The following is a 20,228-nucleotide window of genomic DNA, read 5'->3' on the forward strand; positions in this document are numbered from 1 at the left end:
AGTGGGGGACTTCAGAGGGGCAACATGTCTCAGGACCTGAGGGGCTGGCTGAGCGCAATTGGATTAAACGAGTACGCGCAGGCCTTCGCAGACAACAAAATCGATTTCTCCATCCTGCCTGATTTGACGGCCGAGGATTTGATCGAAATTGGGGTGACGGCCGTCGGTGATCGGCGGCGGCTGCTGCGCGCCATCGAACAGATTGATGCCAGCCAAACCTCAGCAGAACCTGAATCTGCTGCACAGCTCGAGCCCGCGCGGCGACAGGTTACTGTGATGTTTGCCGATCTGACCGCATTCACGAAACTATCCAGCGAGCTGGATGCTGAAGATCTGCATGCGCTGCTGAATCAATTCTTTAGCAAAGTGGACAATGTCGTCGAAAAATACGGTGGTCGTATAGACAAGCATATCGGCGATGCGGTCATGGCCGTCTTCGGAGCGCCGATTTCACACACCAATGATACCGAAAGGGCCGCGCGTGCTGCTGCCGAGATACATGCAGCTCTGCCGACCTTGTCACCGCCGCTTTCCTGCCACATCGGTATTGCCTCGGGTCAAGTCATTGCCAGTACGACCGGAAGTCAGTCGCATACGGAATACACCGTTACAGGAGACGGGGTGAATCTGGCGTCCCGCCTGACGGATATTTCCGCGGGGGGTGAGACTCTGGTTTCACACGACATTCAGCGCGCGTTGGGGCCGCTATTCGTGGGCGAATCCATTGGTGTGAAGGCCATCAAAGGGCTGAATGATCCCGTTGAAGTCTGGCGTCTGGATCGATTGGCCCGGAACATTCGCACACGGCGTCACAAATTCATCGGGCGCGAGCGGGAGTTGTCGGTGTTCTCGGCCACATTTGACCGATGCAAGCGTCACGGCAAGGGCGAAGTCCATGTGATCCTGGGTGAGCCCGGGATCGGGAAAACCCATTTGTCCGAGCAAGTTGCTGAGCTGGCATCCGGCCAGTCCTACACGATCCACAACGGTGTCGTGATGGATTTCGGCGCGCGCGAAGGGCATTCGGCCATTCAGATGGTCGCCCGCAGTATCTTGGGTCTTGACCCGGCAGATGGCGCGGAAACAGGTGCCGCAGCGGCCAGGGACGCAATCGCCAGGGGCTGGGTCAGCCCCCCGAACGCCGCGCACCTCAATGCGCTGCTTGAGCTGGAGCAGGATTCGGGTCTGGCTGAGGTGTTTGCGGTGATGGACAATAAAACCCGCCTGCGCGGACGGCGGCAGGTCATTGAAGAGTTGCTGTCGGCCAGCAGCCAGGAAGCCCCCTTGCTGATCCAGATCGAGGACATCCACTGGGCCTCGCCCGAGATCCTGATGACCTGCTCTCATATAGCGGCGGCAACGCGGAATATCCCTTGCGTGTTGATGATGACAAGCCGGGCCGAAGGCGATCCGATTGACCGGGACTGGCAAATGGCAACCGATGGCGCGCTGGTGTCCAAGATGGAACTGGCGCCGATGGGGGAAGAACAGGCCAGACTGTTGGTCGAAGAATTCACGGCCATCGACCCCGAGTTGCTGGACACCTGTGTCAAACGCGCCGGGGGCAATCCGCTGTTTCTTGAACAGTTGTTGCGCAATACGGATGTACTTACCCAACAAAGCGTGCCCGGCAGTATTCAGGGGATCGTTCAGTCCCGACTGGATGCACTTGATCGAACCAGCCGCGCCGCCATTCAGGCAGCATCGGTATTGGGGCAGCGGTTCTCGCCAGAAGTTCTGAACTTCATTCTGGGTGAAGGGCATCTGGATACGACCAGCCTGATCCGATCCGCGCTGGTCCGAGAGGCAGGGCCTGACCTCATGTTCGCCCACGCGCTGATCCGGGATGGATCCTATGCGACGTTGGTCAAATCCGAGCGCGCGCGCCTGCACAGGCAGGCCGCCAAGTGGTTCGAGGATCGCGATGCGACCCTGTGCGCACAGCATCTGGACCGGGCCGGGGCGAATAACGCCGCGCAGGCGTATCTGGAGGCGGCAGACAAACTGATCCAGGCCTTCAGATTCGACGATGCCAGCCCATTGATCGAACGCGCCCTGGAACTGCCGTCCCCTGCAGGTGTCCGGTTCGACCTGCTGTGCGCTCGTGCTGAGACGCACAGGCTTCAGGGTCTGTCCGGCGACGCACTGCGTGAATTTCGGGAAGCTGCCCGGGTTGCCGAAACCGATGAGCAAATCAGCCGCGCGCATATCGGGCTGGCGCAGGCCGCACGGCAAGCCAGCCTGTATCAGGATGCCCTGGAGGCACTCGATATGGCTGAATCCGCCGCCGAGCGTTGCGGGTCAGAGCGGGATGTGGCTCAGATCAGCTACGTGCGCGGTAATGTTTATTTCCCTCTGGGCCGGGACAAGGAAGCGCTGAGCGCCAATGAACGCGCCCTGACGCTTGCCCGCAAACTTGGCTCTGCCCGCCTCGAGGTTGGGGCGCTAAGCGGATTTGGTGATGCAAACTTCATGAAAGCCACCATGAAGACAGCGACAGGCTTTTATACGCAAGCTGTTGAACGAGCGCGCGAAAAAGGGCTGGTCCGCGATCTGGCCGCCAATCTGCACAATCTCAGCGTCGCGCGCAGTTACACCGGGGACGTAGCACAGGGCAAGGCGGACGCCATTGAGGCCATCGAAGTCTCGCAAACGTATTTTGCCTTTGTTCCGGAATGCGTTGCACAGACCTGCCTTGGCGTGGCCGAGACCTTTTTGGGCAACCTTGATCAGGCACTGGAAGCGTTCAGTGTTTCAGCTGAAATTGCGGAACGCGTCGGTGCAAAACGCCTTGAGGCGCAGGCCCTTGAACATCTGGCGCGAACGCAGGTTTATGCCGGAAAGTTGGACCACGGTCGGGAAACAGGTCGTCGCGCGGTTGAAATCGCGCTTGAACATGGGCGGAACTTTGTAGGGCCCAAGGCCTTGTCGGCCCTGGCAATGGCCGAGGCCAACCCTGATGAGCAAACGCGCTTGTTGAACCTGGGGTCTGAGATCATTTCCGAGGGATGTGTGGGTCACAGTCACCTTCACTTTTACTCGGACGCCTGCGCCGTCATGCTGGCGCGCGGCGATTGGGACGCAGCAATTGAATATGCAGATGGGCTTGCAGCCTTCACCACCACCGAGCCTTTGCCGATGGTCGATCTGTCCATTCGCCAAACACGACTGCTGGCTGAAAGCGGACAGCAGAACACTCTGCCCAAACAGCACGCGGAATATGCTGACCTGAAAACGCAATTTGCAACGATGGGCGTCACGCAATCCCTTGTGGGTTCAGTGGAGTTTCTGGCTGATTAGGCGACACCGCAGGAGGCTGAATGAGTGTAGAAAGAAAGGTGTGGCTGATTTCTGGCTTGCTGACCCTTGGGCTCGCCGGTCTGTTGCTCAGGCTTTGGATCGACTTGAACCATTTTGAGGGGGATCCAACGCAGCTTCCGGATCAGGCATCGGTGGATGCCTTTCTGGATGAGCTGGACTCAGCACCAGATTACCGCGTTAAAACGGGGATCTTCTTAAAATCATTCAGCTTTCTTGGTGCCAGCGACGTGCAGGTCACCGGTTACGTCTGGCAGCGCTACATCACAGGTGTTCATGATGAGATCCGTCCGGCCGAGGGTGAGATCGGTTTTCTTCTGCCGGAAGCGGTCGATACAGCAAACGGCCTGATCGAAGAGGCCTATCGGCTGCCGCAACAAGATGGGTTGCTGATCGGGTGGTATTTTGAACAAACCCTTCGGCAGAGTTTTGACTACACCCGCTACCCCTTTGATCACAAAACGGTCTGGGTGCGCTTCTGGCCCGCATCTTTTGACATCAATGTTGCGCTGGTTCCTGACTTTGAGGCTTATTCCGCGACCGGTCCGGATGATATTTTCGGCATCGACAGTCAGATCGTGATGGGTACGTGGGAACGTGAGAACACCTATTTCGACTATAAGTTGTCAAGCCTGGATACGACGTTGGGCATCGCTCAGAACGCCTATCAAACCAACATGCCCGAGCTGCATTATAACTTTGTCATCAAACGCAATTTCGCAAACGCGTTCATCGTGCACATGGTCCCGCTGCTTGTCGTGACAATGCTGCTGTTTGGGGCGCTGATGACCGTCACGCGCCGCGAGGGGCTGGCCGATCGGCATGACTTCAGCACGTCCAGTGTAATCGGAACCTGCTCGGTTCTGTTTTTCGTGATCCTGTTGGCCCATGTGCAGCTGCGTGAAGGGTTCGCAGGTTCTCCTGTGATCTATATGGAGTCGTTCTTTTTCCTGATGTACTTCATGCTGCTGGCAGTTTCGGTCAATACATACCTGTTTGCGTCTGACGTTGAGACGTCGTTGCGGATCATCCACTATCGGGACAACCTTATTCCCAAGGCCGGGTTCTGGCCGTTCGTCCTGCTTTGTATGGTGGTGATCACGGCCTATAATCTCAGTTCCAAGGAAAGCCCGAAACCGCCACCAGTCAGCACAGTGGAAAACTAGATAGCCGGCTCGAATCCGGGCTTGGGTTCACCCTGCGCCATATCCAGCGTGTAGTCGCTGATGACATCTGATTTGCCGTCACGCCAGTTTTGCATGTACTTTTCAGGATCGGCGATCACATAGGCGTAGGCGGGTTTCATCACGCCATCCAAGATCACGTTGATCTTTTTGCGGATATAGACGTTCTTGGACGAGCCCGGACCATGATAACCTTCCAGTTTGTCCAGTTCGTGCAGGCCCGATTCCGTCACTCGGTAAACCTCTCCGCTTACTTGTTTGCCCATGCCCTGCTGATCGACAAGGGTCGCCATTCGGTGCAGGAAGCCACAGTTCGGATTGTCGCAGAAGGGTTCATTTGGAACGATCAGCGGCATTGGTTGCCGCGTGCGGGCAGGCCCGACAAAGTCATTCAAGACCCGGCTGTGAGCCTCATGGTTCGGGAACCCCTGTTTCAGGGAGCCGTATGTGAAATACAGATAGGTGGGTTCCTGAACGGCAATAAAGGTTTCGTCACGTCCCTGTTCCGCATCTTTTATCTTAAGATTGTGATCCTGCGCCCAAGCATCCAGCATGGTCCGGATTTCGGGTGCGATATCCACGCCCTGAACAAATTCAATGCACGAGGTTGCATCCATGCCTTTGGCGCGCAACAGGATGTCGACCATCCTTGGGGCTTTGTTCATCACAGCCACATGCAATGCCGTGAAACCGTGATCGTTGACGATATTGACGTCGATATCGCGGTCAATCAAATCCTGTGCCGCTTCATAGTCTGGCTTGCCCAGATCGTGACCGCCTTCGTTCAACTCTCCTTCGCCACCGGCCGCATAATGCAGCAATGAATCGCCGTGGGCCTCGTCCACGATATTGATGCCCACGACACCTTCATCGATGGCGCGGAACACACGTTTCCATTCATTGATATCATCAGCGGCGGCAGCCTCTCGGGCCCATTTGCACACGCGGTATTTTTGGTCGTCCAGTTCTTCGAACGCTTCGCCCAATGCTTCCATGATCTGGTCAGGTGTGGCCATCATGCCAATCCCCATCCGACCGTTTGACAGCCGGCCTTCCCGGGGACCTATGAAATCAATGCCCAGCGTCTTCAGTCTTGCGACATTGTTCTGGGTGGTGATGTTGTTCCACATATTCGTGTTACAGGCCGGGCACAGGATCACGGGCTTCTTCTGGTACTGCCACGCCACAAAGACCGAGGTCAGAAGGTTATCGGCGATCCCGTTTGCCACTTTGCCCATGGTGTTGCAGGTGATAGGAGCGACGATCACGCAATCGGCCCAGTCGCATAGCGCCAGATGAGACGCTCGCACCGGCATGTCGAATTCCATGTAACGGAAGTTCCATTCATCATCGTCGCGGTAGTAGTCGTTATGGGTGATCTTGGCGTCGATCCGTTCAGCGCCGAAGTCCCGAAAGAACTTCTCGGCCGAAGTGGAAGGGATCAGTTTGACATTGTGTCCGGCGTCGACGATGCGCTCAACCAGTTCGGGGATCTTGTCTGCCGCTGATGATCCGCAGGCACAAAGCAGCACGTTGCGTTTGCCGCTGCTTACCTGGTTCATCACACCTTTGGGATAGCCGAACATGTTCTTGTTCAGGCTGGGCGTCTCTTCAAGCTTGGAAACGGGAAGACCCGCTTCGATCATGCGGTCCTGAAGGTGACCCGCCTTGATCATGTCCACAATGTCTTCCAGCTTTTCGCCTTTGCTGATGCATTGGCCTTGGAAAAACAGGTAGGGAACTTTGGGTTTTTCACCTAAAGATATCAGCTGACGTCGCATCTTTATCGCGTTGGGGTCGCGACCGCCCACATCTACCTGCTTTACGCTGGTCGCACCGATGTTCGAAAGAACACTTCTGAGCATGTAGGACCATGGGTCTTCATCTTCATAAAACAGAACCATGGGGTTGTTCCGGATAATGCTGGTGACATCTCCGGGGTCTTCGGGCGGCTCAACCGTTTCGATCACCAGCAACGCCGGGTTTTCCAGATCGCGCAGCCCGCGGAAGATGTTGCCGCGAGGGGCTTGCCAGACCTGTGACGTTGCGGGGCTCATGTCGACGATCGTCACAAGGTCGGTTGCTTCATCATATGCGATACAGAGGCACCAGAATTCTTCGAGCAACGCGGTTTCCCGGTAAACGTTTACTGGTGGGCGGATGGCTTCGATCCCGGTGACCCGATTAAAGTCGATATTGATCATCAGGTGACGGTCCGTAATGGCGTCCAGGCCCTGAAGTTGCATCTTGAACCAGTCTTCGGGGGTATCGATCGATGTGTCCTCGCGCGTTCCGAAACTGCGAAGTGAACTGCTCAGGTGCACGTTTTCGGACCCGTTCAGGTATTTCTGGGCCATGTCGTGCATGTCCGCGGCCGTGGCCACCCGTGAGACAACATCCGTGAAAGAGGCTTCGGTGGCCCGCAGCAGCTCGTCTTCGTCTACCTTGTCGTCGCCGTGAATGGCGAGGCTTTCCACCAATACCCCCAAGGAGTTCATGTTCGGAGTGGCGCGGCGGAACAGGTTGCGCCGTTTCTTGGGGTCTTTCGCCAGATAGAGTGTGCTGTCGACATAGTTGCATCGTTGCCTGAATGTCTTCAGATGCGTCTTGACCGCGGCACGCGCCGAGAAGCGCAAAATACCACGCGACCGCATCGAGGTTCCATCACGGTCCGACATCGCCTTCCAAAGCCGGTCTGCGGTTGTAACCCAAAGCTTGCCGTATTTCTCAGGATGTACGTCCATCATGTGCACCAGCCCAGTGCTTGGGTTGCACTTGGCGATGACGGCAAAATGCCCGCCCGGCATATTCGCTTTGCCATGGGCGACGCCGACCTGAAAATTCGCCACCAGAATATCGTTGTCACCACCCAGCCGGTTGGATTCGTCAATCGCATCCAGCAACAGCTGCACGTTTGTCGTGTCCTCGTCCATGAAATAGGCCTGAACCTGAACCCTGTCCCGCAGGCCCTGCGAATGAATGTAGGTACACGCGACGTCAAACAGCTCACCCAGTGAGATACCGTCATTGACGACGAAAGACGAAGGCAGCGCGCATTCACGGAAAATGTCGTTCACTTCGCAACTGAAGCCCAACGCGGACATGCTGAGGGCGGCAGCCGTCACGCTGCAACAATTGATCGGCTGCTGGAAATTCTGCAATTGAACACTGACCAGATCGCCGAACATCGTGGCGAAGCAGGGTTGCCGGATTTCCTCTGGTATCTGACGCCAGTTCTCGCTGGACAGAAAGGCCACCCGCGATCCGTCCAGCGCAAGCGCTTCGAGGCTGACGGGAATGTCCGATATCTGAAGGTGCTCTTCATAGAAATAGTCACCGACATCCGCGCTGGCCAAAGGATTTCCATTCTGCCGCAGCTGAACCACACCGCGCAGAACAACATACATGCCGCTTGCTGGCAGAACCGTGTTGTCGGTCACCTCGATACATTCGAAATGAGGGTTAATGACTGACGGGTCGGCAATCTTGGCCTCGCCCGGCAGAACATTGTATATCAGGTTCCAGTCTGCGTCATTTGGGATATATGATCTGGACGTTTCAATTTGATCTATAAGCACAACTGTTCCCCCCGGAGTTGCGTTTCAAATGTCTAAGTGCGGCCAGCCGGGGCTTTCGGGTTTTGCGATGTGCAGATACCCGTCATTCTGAATTAAGGGCGGGTCTGTTTTTGCCTGTCACTGGCCAGGGCCGGCCTGCCAAAGAAAAAGTATAAGCAAATTGGCCCAATTGGCTGCACAGTATCCGATTTTTGAATAAAAATCACGATGGCAGTGATGTTGGGTTTAGGCCGTCCGCTCCGGCAGGCAAATATGCGGTGCACCCTATGCACCGAAAGGGGCCGGAAAGCTGTCGGATTTCTGGCTGATCTTCCGTTTAATCGGCGAACAGGTAGTCCAGCCGCATCACCGCGCTGGCCTTTTCTTCGTCCACCCCTAGAAATTCGGATATGACAGCTACGTTTTCGGCGCGCTGGGCGGTTTCCCGCAGTCGCAGGTAATTGTCCAAACCGGCGGCGCGGATTTGTTGGGACTCGTAACTCAGATCGTTGCGAAGTGTCGGCAGCAGATGGGAAACAGTCTCGACCGGGCTGTTGTCCCCCGCCAAGCCGACGCGGCGCGCATGTCCGATCAGGTATTCGTCCGAATATTCGCATTCGATCTCAAGCACATGGGTTTTGGCCTGATCACCGCTGAAATCCTGAACTACGTCCAGATTGGCCGGGTCGAGGCACAGAACCAACTGGTTTGATCCGAAACTTTCGAAAAGCATTCGTACAACGGCCCGCCGATGGCGCGAGCGCTTGGTCAGCGTCGTTTCAATACCGCCCAGATCAGGCAGTTGAGTTTCCTCTTCGTTAAACAGGTATTCGACGCAGGGGATATCTGTTTCAGACGCGATCTGATCGACCAGCCTTTTGGCGACATGCCACTTCTTGCACACGATCACAAACAGCTCTCGGTCGGGGCCCAGAACACTTCCGGCCTCCCAGAAACGTTGCCCGAACCGGCGCCCGATGCGCCCCCGGCCGGCCAGAAACGCATACAGACTGCGCCCCTCGTTCGAGATGGAAAAGTCGATGCCCTCACTCGCGTAAAGTGAGCCGAGACGCTCTTTCAGCTCATGCGCCTCTGGGCTGATCTTGCGGGCAAACAAATAGTCCTGACCCAGAAGCATGTCATAGTGATCGTTGTAGAACGTGACGGGCATTCCATAATCCGAAAACATCAGAAATGTCGGAGTACGGTTTTCGATCTCACCCTTCGGGATCAGATGGCGTACCAGCGTTTGAAAGAAGGTTTCATCGGGTATCCAGGTGGTCGCAAAAAACCGGATCACGTCCCTGCGCTGTCGCAGGAAGTCCAGAATCATCTCGACCGTTCGGCGGCGCAGACACCACCATTGGCTGCCTATCATAACCTGAAGGTCTTCGGGAATTCGCCGCGTCAGCCCGAAACGCTTCTGCGTTTCATAGGCAGCGTAGAACAGTTTCGGCTGGGTGCGTTCATTGAAATAATGGCGATAGATCAGCCGGTCTTCTTTCATGCCGGTCTTGATCCAGTCGCTTTCGAAAAAGTCGTGGCTTTCGATGAAATCCTTGTCGTGATCATCCAGAAATCGATGGGTGTATTCTGCCGTTTTGATCGCCATGCAATCACCGGACAGCATGTAAAAATGCGTGGCGCGGGGGAAGGTTTCGACGGCGGCCTGCAAGGCGTTCAGCGTGGCCTGCACCAGCGACCATTCTCCCCAGCCGCATTTGATACGCCTTTTTGCAAAGGTCACGTTCGGATTTTGATCCAGCGCGGAACGAATGCGCCCGTAGGCTTCGACGCTGGCACGGGCGTCAAAGTGGATAGCCATGCAATCGCCCGCAGCGGTCAGCTGTTCAGCCTGTGCAATGATTGCATCAGGGTCCTTATGGCATAGCAATATATAAGCAATCTTCGCCATCGAGGTTAGCTAATTTCCGTTTCTGCCCGGTTTCAACCGTGATACTGAGGATGAGCGATTGAATAAACAGAATAATTTTGGTTCCTTGTTATCAAAAGCGGGCATATCGGTTTGAGACCAGACCAGCGTAGGAGGCACAGCAGATGGGTTTTCCCGGTACCTGGATGACCGAGAGCGAAAGCATGGTGTACCGCGTCGTGCCCAAATGCGCCTGCTCGACCATTGGGCAGATCATGTATTATTCGGATCACGGCCAGTTCTTTGACGGTGACATCCATGACGCCGAGGATGGTATGCACAAATGGGCCTTTGATCAGAGCCAGGATCTGATTTCCAAAAATGTGCGCGATCATGCCTCGTATTCCTTTACCTGTGTGCGCAACCCATACACGCGTATTCTGAGCTCGTTTTTCGACAAGATCTGCGGGATCCAGCGCAACGGCAAACGGTATCGTGGCAATCTGGTGCCAACGCTGATCTACAATTACGGGATCGAGGTGGGCGGTGACGATGGCAAGGGAGAGTTTGACCAAATCGCCAGCTTTCGCCGGTTCCTGCTGTTTGCGCGGGATACCATCCGCTGGCGACGCCCGATGGACCCGGACATTCACTGGTCGGCCATGTCTGGTCACGTGTCGACCTTCATCGTGAACGGCGGTCGTTATGATCGGATCTTCTGGACCGAAGCGTTCAACGATGGGATGCAGGGGGTTCTGGATAATACCAAGCTGAAGCATTCAGTTTCGCTGTCCGAAATACCCCGATTCAACGAATCCGAAGGCCATGGACCCAAGCGCGCACATCCGGTTGAGGACTATTTCGACGACCTGTCGATGCATCTGGTCTATGAAATCTACAAGCAGGATTTCGAGTTGTTCAAATACGATTTCGAAAACCCGGCAAACAAGATGCCGATTGGCGAAATCGATCTGGACGAAATTCACGCCAAGCTGGGCGATTGATCTTAAGGCAGGATGCCCCATCCATCGTAAACGTTTCTTGCGAAACACCTGCTCTGGTTGGGTCCGAGAGCGCCTGTGGATGATCGGCTTACCGGTCCGCCACGTCAGCAGACCGATAATGCATAGGTTTAGACCTGACGCACGGCTCCTTTTGCCGCGCTGGTGGTCAGCTTGGCATAGGCCTTAAGCGCAGTAGACACCTTGCGTTTGCGCGGCGCAGCAGGCACCCAGCCCTTTGCGTCCTGTGCTTCGCGCCGGGCGGCGAGCTCTTCATCTGAGACGGCCAGATGGATCGAGCGGTTGGGGATGTCGATTTCAATTGTGTCGCCATTCTGGACCAAACCAATCTCACCGCCTTCGGCCGCCTCGGGCGAGACATGGCCGATCGACAGACCGGACGTGCCGCCCGAAAACCGCCCGTCGGTCAGCAAGGCGCAGGCTTTGCCAAGCCCCTTCGATTTCAGGTAGGATGTCGGGTACAGCATTTCCTGCATCCCCGGACCGCCACGCGGGCCTTCATAGCGGATCACCACAACATCGCCCTCTTTCACCTTGCCGGTCAGGATGTCGCTGACCGCCTGATCCTGGCTTTCGCATACATAAGCCGAGCCGGTGAATTGCAGGATATTGGCATCCACACCAGCGGTTTTCACGATACAGCCGTCACGTGCGATGTTGCCGAACAGAACCGCCAGACCGCCGTCCTGACTGAACGCGTGTTCCTTGGACCGGATCACGCCACCCTTACGATCGGTGTCCAGTTCCTTGAACCGGTTCGACTGGCTGAACGCCTGTGTGGTGCGCACACCGCCGGGGGCGGCCTTGAACAGCTCCTGTGCCTTGGGGTTGTTGGCGATGGTGATGTCCCAGTTGGCAATCGCCTCGCCCATCGTGGCCGAATGCACCGTGCTGCATTCGTTGTGCAGCAGGCCCGCACGGCTGAGCTCACCCAGGATCGAGAAGATACCACCGGCACGGTGGACGTCTTCCATATGCACATTCTCGGTGTTCGGTGCGACTTTGCAGAGGCAGGGAACGCGACGGCTGAGGCGGTCCATATCGGCCATGGTGAAGTCAACCTCGCCCTCATGTGCGATGGCCAGCAGGTGCAGCACCGTGTTGGTTGATCCACCCATGGCGATATCAAGGCTCATGGCATTTTCGAACGCATCAAAGGTGGCAATCTCACGGGGCAGAAAGCCTTTTTCGTCCAGATCGTAATGGCGCTTGGTGATCTCGACGATGCGGCGGCCAGCCTCAAGGAACAGTTCTTTGCGGTCTGCGTGCGTCGCCAGAGTCGAGCCGTTACCCGGCAGGGCCAGACCCAACGCTTCGGCCAGACAGTTCATCGAATTCGCGGTGAACATGCCCGAGCATGAGCCGCAGGTGGGGCAGGCGTTTTCTTCGATGTGTTGAACCTGTTCGTCGGTGAATTTGTCGTCCGCCGCGGCGACCATGGCGTCGACGAGGTCGATTTTCTTGGCATCCAGATCTGCGATATCGATCTTGCCGGCCTCCATCGGCCCGCCCGAGACAAATATGGCAGGGATGTTCAGGCGCATGGCGGCCATCAGCATGCCGGGAGTGATCTTGTCGCAGTTCGAAATGCACACCATCGCGTCCGCACAATGGGCGTTGACCATATATTCAACCGAATCCGCAATCACTTCGCGTGAGGGCAGCGAATACAGCATTCCGTCATGGCCCATGGCGATACCGTCATCCACGGCGATCGTGTTGAACTCTTTTGCCACACCACCTGCTGCTTCGACCTCGCGCGCGACCATCTGGCCCAGGTCCTTCAGATGCACGTGACCCGGCACAAACTGCGTGAACGAGTTGACGATGGCGATGATCGGTTTGCCGAAATCGTCGTCACCCATGCCTGTGGCCCGCCAAAGGCCACGTGCGCCAGCCATGTTGCGGCCATGGGTAGAGGTTCTGGATCGGTACAATGGCATGATGCTGTTTTCCCTGTTGCCTCGGGTTGCATAATTCGGGGTTCGTACGTTATAGCGCACGTAGCACATGTGCGTTATAACGTACAAGGTAAATCGCAGGGCGCGGGTATGGCTATGGACGACATTACGCTGAAATTACGGGATGTGCGGACAGCCTCGGGGTTGAGCCTGTCCAAAGTCGCCGAGATGACCGGGGTCAGCAAAGCCATGCTGGGTCAGATTGAGCGCGGCGAATCGAGCCCAACGATCGCCACGCTTTGGAAAATCGCCAAGGGTTTTCAAATACCGCTCAGCGGGCTGATCGACACGACGCTGGGCGATCCATCGGTCTTTCAGACCGTAACCTTTCCCGGCAGTATCGAGGTCAAGATCGTCTTTCCCTTCGATCCCGCACTGGGTGCCGAAACCTTTCACGTGAACCTTGACGCAAACCAAAGCCACGAATCCCCGGCTCATGCCGCCGGGGTGACCGAGGAAGTGTTTGTCCTCAGCGGTACTTTGGAAATCCTGCGTGGCGAGGAATGGGTTCCCTTGCAGGCCGGGCAGGGGTTGCGCTTTGCTGCGGACCTGCCGCACGGATATCGCGCCGGTTCGCAGGGGGCTGCGTTTCTGAATATGCATCACTATGCCCAACACACAGAAACTCCTGAAATTGGTAAGGCACCTTCATGACTGCCATTTTTGACACTCTTACCATCGTGGATGCCATCGGCTCATTCGGGGCGCTGATCGTGGTGGCCGCGTATTTCGCGACGCAGATGCGGATGATGAATTCCGATGATCTGGCCTTTCCGGTGATCAACCTGCTGGGGTCTGTCCTGATCGTCTTTTCGCTGCTTGAGAATTTCAATCTGGCCTCGATGCTGATCGAAGGCTTCTGGATTGTGATCAGCATCATCGGCATCATCCAGCATTTACGCCTGCGCAAGGCGCGATAAATCGAGAGGTTCACAAGCGCTAGCGCTATCCAGCCTTGAACGCCCATGCCACGGGGTATAGGGAAACCCCAAGCTCGCTTAGGGGAGGCTTTGATGCAGGACGATCCGAAAACCCTCGTATCCACCGAATGGTTGGCCGCGCATATGAAAGACCCGGATCTGCGGATTCTGGACGGGTCGTGGTATTTGCCCGCGCAAAACCGTGATGCCAAGGCCGAATATGATGCCGGGCATATCCCCGGAGCACGGTTCTTCGATATTGATGAGATATCAGATCACCGTTCCGACCTGCCTCATATGGCGCCGCCGGTCGAAAAATTCATGTCACGACTGCGCGCCATGGGTGTCGGTGATGGTCATCAGGTTGTGATTTATGATGGTGCCGGGCTGATGTCCGCAGCGCGCGTATGGTGGCTGTTCCGTCTTATGGGGCAGGAAAACATCGCGGTTCTGGATGGGGGGTTGCCAAAATGGCAGGCCGAGGGGCGCGAGATCGAGGATCTGCCTCCGGTCATTCGCGACCGCCATATGACTGTTCGCGTGCAAAACCAGCTTGTCCGGGACGTCACGCAAGTTTCCGCCGCCGCCAAGCTGGCAGATCACGAGATCATCGATGCCCGCTCGGCCGACCGGTTTGCCGGAACCGCACCCGAGCCGCGCGAAGGGCTGCGTTCGGGCCATATTCCCGGCTCGCGGAATGTGCCCTTTGGGCAGTTGTTGAACGCCAACGGAACAATGAAGTCGCCCGAGGACTGCCGCGCCATATTCGAGGCTGCAGGTGTCGATCTGTCGAAACCGGCGATCACCTCTTGTGGGTCTGGCGTCACGGCCGCGATTCTCAGCCTTGCGTTGGAACGCATGGGCAAGAAAGACCACTCGCTTTATGACGGCTCCTGGGCTGAATGGGGTGCCTTCCCGACCCTGCCCGTCGCAACCGGAGAGAACTGATGTTCGAGAACCTGAAACCGCAGCCCGCCGACAAGATTCTGGCGCTGATGCAGATGTACCGCGAAGACCCGCGTGATCAGAAGATCGATCTGGGTGTTGGTGTTTACAAGAATGCCGAAGGCGTGACGCCGGTGATGCGCGCGGTGAAAGCCGCCGAACAGCGCATCTGGGAAGAACAGGAAACCAAGGCCTATACCGGTCTGGCCGGTGATCCGGCCTATGCGGATGCGATGATCGGATTGATTTTGGGTACTTCGGTGCCGCGTGGCAACATCGCCGCAGTGGCGACACCCGGAGGCACCGGCGCCTGCCGTCAGGCGTTCGAGTTGATCCGGATGGCGAACCCTTCGGCACGTGTGTTTGTGTCGAGCCCGACCTGGCCCAACCATCTGTCGATCCTGAATTACCTGGGGATGGAAACCGTTCAGTATCGTTACTTCGATGAAGAGACCCGGGGCGTCGATTTCGATGGGATGATCGCAGACCTGAAATCCGCCAAAGCGGGTGACGTGGTTTTGCTGCATGGCTGCTGCCACAATCCGACCGGTGCCAATCTGAACATGGTGCAATGGCAGGAGGTTGTGAACCTGATCAATGCGCTGGGCCTCGTTGCGATGATCGACATTGCCTATCAGGGGTTTGGTGACGGTCTGGAAGAGGATGCGCAAGGCGTGCGGCTGGTGGCCTCATCGGTAAAGGAATGTCTGATTGCGGCGTCATGTTCCAAAAACTTCGGCGTCTATCGCGAGCGCACCGGGTTGCTGATGGCCGTCAGTGACAACGCGGCTGAAACGGCGTTGAATCAGGCCACTCTGGCGTTTTTGAATCGCCAGAACTACTCCTTCCCGCCGGATCACGGCGCGCGCGTGGTGACGACCATTCTTATGGATGAGGCGTTGCGGGCAGACTGGGCAACTGAGCTGGAAGAGGTTCGCCTGTCCATGCTGGGCCTGCGCCAGCAACTGGCTGACGAGTTGCAGCGTCTGGCCGGATCCGACCGGTTTGGGTTCATCGCCCAGCACCGCGGCATGTTCTCGCGCTTGGGTGCGGCCCCGGAACTGGTCGAGAAACTGCGCGTTGAACACGGTATCTACATGGTCGGCGACAGTCGCCTGAACATTGCCGGGCTGAACGCAGCGACTGTGCCGATTTTGGCCAAAGCAATAGTGGATGTTGGGGTGTAGACGCAGACGCGACATTTGAAACGAAAACCCGGGCGCGAACGCCCGGGTTTTTTGTCAGGTGAAGGCAAGGCTTAGCCTTTCGAGAATTCGGGGTATGCTTCCATTCCCAGTTCAGCCATGTCGAGGCCGTTGATCTCATCCTCTTCGCTGACACGGATGCCGACGGTGGATTTCAGGATCGCCCACAGGATCAGTGCGCCGACAAAGGTGAAAACGCCGTATGCGACGATGCCCAGAAGCTGCGAGCCCAGGCTCGCGTCACCGTAGAAAATGACGGCGATGGTGCCCCAGATGCCACAGAACAGGTGAACCGGGATGGCACCGACAACATCATCGATCTTGAGCTTGTCCAGCATCGGGACCGCGAAGACCACGATAATACCACCCACGGCACCGATCCACAGGGCACCGAACAGGGTTGGGGCCAGCGGTTCGGCCGTGATCGAGACCAGACCCGCCAGCGCGCCGTTCAGCACCATCGTCAGGTCGGGCTTCCTGTACAGAACCTGAGTCAGGATCAGCGCTGCAACCGAGCCCGAAGCAGCCGCCATGTTGGTGTTGGCAAAGGTGCGTGACACGTCCGATACATCACCCACTGTTCCCATCGCCAGCTGCGAGCCGCCGTTGAATCCGAACCAACCCAGCCACAGGATGAACGTTCCCAGGGTTGCCAGCGCCAGGTTAGAGCCGGGCATTGGGTGAACTTTGCCATCTTTGTACTTGCCGATCCGCGGACCCAGGATAAGGGCCCCTGCCAGCGCAGCCCAGCCACCGACCGAGTGTACGATGGTCGAACCGGCAAAGTCCGAGAAGCCCTTGGCATCCAGCCAGCCGCCACCCCATTTCCATGAACCGGAAATCGGGTACATGATGCCTGTCAGCACGATGACGAAGATCAGAAAGGGCCAAAGCTTGATCCGTTCCGCCACGGCGCCGGAAACGATGGATGCGGTCGCGGCCACGAACACAAGCTGGAAGAAGAAGTCTGAACCGACCGAAGCATAGTCCAGTGCCGCATCCGCCGGCGCAACACCAACCGCATCAAGCGTTGTGGTCGAGAAGAACGGGCCAAGCCAGCCCGTGATGGACCAACCGTCGCCGGGATACATCAGGTTGAACCCGATCAGCCAGTACATGATTGCGGCAAATGAAAACAATGCCACGTTCTTGATCATCTGCATGGCAACGTTCTTGGATCGTACCAGACCGCCTTCCAGCATGGCGAAACCTGCGGCCATGAAGAAAACAAGAAAGCCCGCCATCAGAAACAGCAGCGTGGTAAAGATATACTGGGTGTGCAGTGCCGCTTCGCCGGTTGCGGCGGCCTCTTGCGCAAGACCCATCTGCGGCAGCGCAACAATGGCGGCGGCAGGGATGAGAGATTTCATCAGGTTCATTGTCAGTCCTCGAATGATTGTGAGTGGGCGCACTTACAGCGCGTCCTCGTTGGTTTCCCCGGTACGCACACGCATCGCCTGTTCGACATCGAGGACAAAAATCTTGCCGTCACCGATCTTGCCGGTTTTGGCGGTTTTGGTGATGGTCTCGACGATCTGGTCGGCCATTGTCGCAGGCACCACGATCTCAAGCTTGATCTTGGGCACGAAGTTCACCGCATATTCGGCACCACGATAGATTTCGGTGTGACCGGACTGTGAGCCGAAGCCCTTGATCTCGGTTACCATCATGCCGCGCACGCCAGCCTCGGTCAGTGCTTCGCGCACCTCCTCCAGCTTGAACGGCTTGATTGTCGCAATGATCAGTTTCACGTCTTTCCCCTCTGATTGTCCGGTGGGACCGGCTTGTTTGCACCTGCAGAAAAAAAGCGCGCCGCGGCGCAGTAAGAAACGCTTTCGGGGCCAAAACCTGTCGGAAAATAATGCGAAGTTGCACAATTTTTGCACAACACAGCCGTTGCGACTAATAATTGAGCACTATAGAGAGGGGAATTCCGGAAATTCGGACCTCTACATACTGCGGTTGTCGAGGTATGGTGACCAAAAAGTATAACCGGGCAGAGTTTGAGCATGACTGAGTCCAAGCGCCGCAAGCCGACATTGGTCGCGGATAGACGGTACCCTTCAAAGGGCCGAAAACCGGCGGCGACCAAAAGCGCGGCGGGCAAGAAATCGACGGCGCGAAAAACGGCCACGCGCAAAACCACACGCAGGAAAACCCGCAAGTCATCAGGGGGCAAAGGCGGTGGTATCTTTCGCCGTTTGTTCCGGTGGATCTGGCGGCTGATCTGGGGCCTGACCTGGCGTGTCGGTGCGATTTCGGCCATGCTGCTCGCGCTGGCGGTGGGTATCGTCTACGCCACGTTGCCGGATGTGGATGCCTTGCTGGATGGGCGTGCGCGGGGGTCCGTGACCTTGCTGGATCGTGACGGCAAGGTCTTTGCCTGGCGTGGTGATCAGTTTGGTGGCGTGATCACGGCCGATACCGTGTCTCCGCATCTGAAAAACGCGGTTGTCGCAACCGAAGACAAACGATTTTACCGGCATTTCGGGGTCAGCCCGCGTGGTGTCGCCAGCGCGGTCAGCATCAACCTGAAAGAAGGCCGCGGGCCTTTGTCCGGGCATGGCGGATCGACGATCACGCAACAGACCGCGAAACTGCTGTGTCTGGGTGTTCCCTATGATCCCGGCGATTGGGATTCCGAGGCCGCGTATGAGGCCGACTGCCGTCAGGGCTCCTTGTGGCGCAAGGCCAAGGAGGCTGTCTATGCGCTGGCAATGGAGGTGAAATACTCCAAGGACGAGGTCCTGACGATCTACCTGAACCGCGCCTTTCTTGGCGCAGGCGCGCGTGGGTTCGAAGCCGCAAGCCAGCGCTACTTTGGAAAATCTGCCGCCGAGGTTTCGCCCGCAGAGGCCGCGATGCTGGCTGGTCTGCTGGTTGCGCCTACACGCTATGCGCCGACCAACAACCTGCAACGGTCTCAGGATCGGGCGCGGCTGGTTATCGGTCTGATGGAGGATCAGGGATATCTGACCGCCGCACAAGCCAGCGAAGCGCGTACGCGCCCGGCGCAACTGTCTGAAGCGGCTGCTGCCCGAGCGGGCGGCTATTTCGCAGATTGGGTTGTTTCGGAACTTCCCAGTTATTTTGGCGACAACACAACCGAAGATGTTGTGATTCAGACGACTTTGGATCAGCGGATTCAGCGATCGGCGGAAGAGGCTTTGCAATTCATCTTTCAGGAAAAGGTGCGCGAAGGCTCCAAGGCGCAGGCGGCCATCGTGGTTATGTCCGCGGACGGAGCGGTAAGAGCCATGGTCGGCGGCCGAGAAACACGGGTTGCCGGGGTGTTCAACCGGGCCACCATCGCCAAGCGCCAAACCGGTTCGTCCTTCAAACCTTTTGTCTACGCCACCGCGCTGGAACTCGGCTATTCGCCGCTGGATACGGTGATGGATGAACCTTACTGCGTGGACATTCCCGGGTCCGGTCAATGGTGCCCCAAGAACTATACCAACAAGTACTACGGGCGCGTGTCACTGGCGGATGCGTTGAAGAACTCGCTGAATATTCCGGCGGTGAAAGTTGCCGAGATTTCGGGTTTGGATAACGTCCGCACCGTGGCCAGTGGTTTTGGCATTGCCAGCGATCTGGCGCAAGGTCCGGCCTTGGCGCTGGGCGCGTCGGAAAGCACGCTGATTGAGATGACGGGGGCTTATGCAGGTATTCTGAACGGCGGCTCTGCCGTTGAACCTTATGGCCTGACCGAGTTGAAGCTACTGGGTGATGAAGCACCTGTCATGGTTACGACAACCGGTATCGGTGAACGGGTGATTAACGACGCGGCTGCCAAACAGCTGACATGGATGATGGAACGTGTGGTGTCCGAGGGCACAGGTGGACGGGCCAAGTTGCCCGGCTGGCAGGTGGCGGGCAAAACGGGCACAACCCAGGCGGCGCGGGATGCATGGTTCATCGGGTTTACTGCGGATTACGTAACCGGCGTTTGGATGGGCTACGACGACAACACGCCCCTATCTGGTGTGACCGGTGGAGGTTTGCCCGCGGAAATCTGGAGAGAAACCATGCTGCGAGTCACCGAAGGGATGACACCGACACCCTTGCCGATGATGGCACCAGCGCCGCCGGTTCAGGTCGCACAGCCACAACCGCGCCGAAAGCGCGGAGGCTTTGCCGATGATATCAACAATCTTCTGAAGAATATTTTCGGTGGAAACTAGAGCCTTCTCTGAGGGAAAAAACGAAAAAAGGCGGTGCATCGGGCACCGCCTTTTGTCAT

At 57.1% G+C, this 20,228-nt stretch carries 13 protein-coding genes; 8 read left to right on the forward strand and 5 right to left on the reverse strand.

The window, feature by feature from the left end; all coding sequences use genetic code 11:
• Positions 1–24 precede the first annotated feature (24 nt).
• Positions 25–3,300: an adenylate/guanylate cyclase domain-containing protein gene (locus ACR0M9_RS14615; protein ID WP_480773945.1), complete on the forward strand. Its 3,276-nt coding sequence runs from the start codon at positions 25–27 to the stop codon at positions 3,298–3,300.
• Between the two features lie 20 nt (positions 3,301–3,320).
• Positions 3,321–4,484: a hypothetical protein gene (locus ACR0M9_RS14620; RefSeq protein WP_480773946.1), complete on the forward strand. Its 1,164-nt coding sequence runs from the start codon at positions 3,321–3,323 to the stop codon at positions 4,482–4,484.
• On the opposite strand, the gene ACR0M9_RS14625 is transcribed toward ACR0M9_RS14620, so the two are convergent.
• Positions 4,481–8,080 (reverse strand): flavoprotein, encoded by a 3,600-nt coding sequence (locus ACR0M9_RS14625; protein WP_480773947.1) that lies wholly within the window; start codon positions 8,078–8,080, stop codon positions 4,481–4,483. The two genes, ACR0M9_RS14620 and ACR0M9_RS14625, sit on opposite strands and share 4 nt — an antisense overlap.
• Before the next feature lie 316 nt (positions 8,081–8,396).
• Positions 8,397–9,974 carry a DUF5928 domain-containing protein gene (locus tag ACR0M9_RS14630; protein ID WP_480773948.1) on the reverse strand — a complete coding sequence of 526 codons (1,578 nt, stop codon included), beginning with the start codon at positions 9,972–9,974 and terminating at the stop codon, positions 8,397–8,399.
• Between the two features lie 143 nt (positions 9,975–10,117).
• Between ACR0M9_RS14630 and ACR0M9_RS14635 the strand changes: the two genes are divergently transcribed.
• Positions 10,118–10,936, forward strand: a complete 819-nt coding sequence (locus ACR0M9_RS14635; protein ID WP_480483873.1) for a sulfotransferase family protein — start codon at positions 10,118–10,120, stop codon at positions 10,934–10,936.
• A gap of 128 nt (positions 10,937–11,064) precedes the next feature.
• Here the strand turns inward: ACR0M9_RS14635 and ilvD are convergent, their stop codons facing one another.
• Positions 11,065–12,897, reverse strand: a complete 1,833-nt coding sequence (gene ilvD / locus ACR0M9_RS14640; RefSeq protein WP_480773949.1) for a dihydroxy-acid dehydratase — start codon at positions 12,895–12,897, stop codon at positions 11,065–11,067.
• Positions 12,898–13,005: 108 nt separating this feature from the next.
• Here ilvD and ACR0M9_RS14645 point away from each other — a divergent pair, with 108 nt between their 5' ends.
• The 4 genes from ACR0M9_RS14645 (at position 13,006) to ACR0M9_RS14660 (ending at position 15,967) form a co-directional block, all read left to right on the forward strand.
• Positions 13,006–13,569 (forward strand): helix-turn-helix domain-containing protein, encoded by a 564-nt coding sequence (locus tag ACR0M9_RS14645; protein WP_480773950.1) that lies wholly within the window; start codon positions 13,006–13,008, stop codon positions 13,567–13,569.
• The gene (locus ACR0M9_RS14650) at positions 13,566–13,835 is read left to right on the forward strand and encodes a CBU_0592 family membrane protein (protein ID WP_480773951.1); all 270 of its coding nucleotides are present in this window, start codon (positions 13,566–13,568) and stop codon (positions 13,833–13,835) included. The genes ACR0M9_RS14645 and ACR0M9_RS14650 overlap by 4 nt, the downstream gene beginning before the upstream one ends.
• A gap of 93 nt (positions 13,836–13,928) precedes the next feature.
• The gene (gene sseA, locus ACR0M9_RS14655; protein ID WP_480773952.1) at positions 13,929–14,783 is read left to right on the forward strand and encodes a 3-mercaptopyruvate sulfurtransferase; all 855 of its coding nucleotides are present in this window, start codon (positions 13,929–13,931) and stop codon (positions 14,781–14,783) included.
• On the forward strand, positions 14,783–15,967 hold the full coding sequence (locus tag ACR0M9_RS14660) for an amino acid aminotransferase (RefSeq protein WP_480773953.1): 1,185 nt from the start codon (positions 14,783–14,785) through the stop codon (positions 15,965–15,967). The genes sseA and ACR0M9_RS14660 overlap by 1 nt, the downstream gene beginning before the upstream one ends.
• 71 nt (positions 15,968–16,038) lie before the next feature.
• Here the strand turns inward: ACR0M9_RS14660 and ACR0M9_RS14665 are convergent, their stop codons facing one another.
• Both ACR0M9_RS14665 and ACR0M9_RS14670 read right to left on the reverse strand, forming a co-directional pair.
• Positions 16,039–17,364: an ammonium transporter gene (locus ACR0M9_RS14665; protein ID WP_480773954.1), complete on the reverse strand. Its 1,326-nt coding sequence runs from the start codon at positions 17,362–17,364 to the stop codon at positions 16,039–16,041.
• Positions 17,365–17,397: 33 nt separating this feature from the next.
• A complete protein-coding gene (locus ACR0M9_RS14670; protein WP_209507249.1) occupies positions 17,398–17,736 on the reverse strand; it encodes a P-II family nitrogen regulator in 339 nt (112 codons plus the stop codon).
• Positions 17,737–17,994: 258 nt separating this feature from the next.
• Here ACR0M9_RS14670 and ACR0M9_RS14675 point away from each other — a divergent pair, with 258 nt between their 5' ends.
• Positions 17,995–20,169, forward strand: coding sequence for a transglycosylase domain-containing protein (locus ACR0M9_RS14675; protein WP_480773955.1), 2,175 nt, complete (start codon positions 17,995–17,997; stop codon positions 20,167–20,169).
• The last annotated feature ends 59 nt before the right edge of the window (positions 20,170–20,228 follow it).

The organism is Ruegeria sp. CH2 (assembly GCF_056537065.1).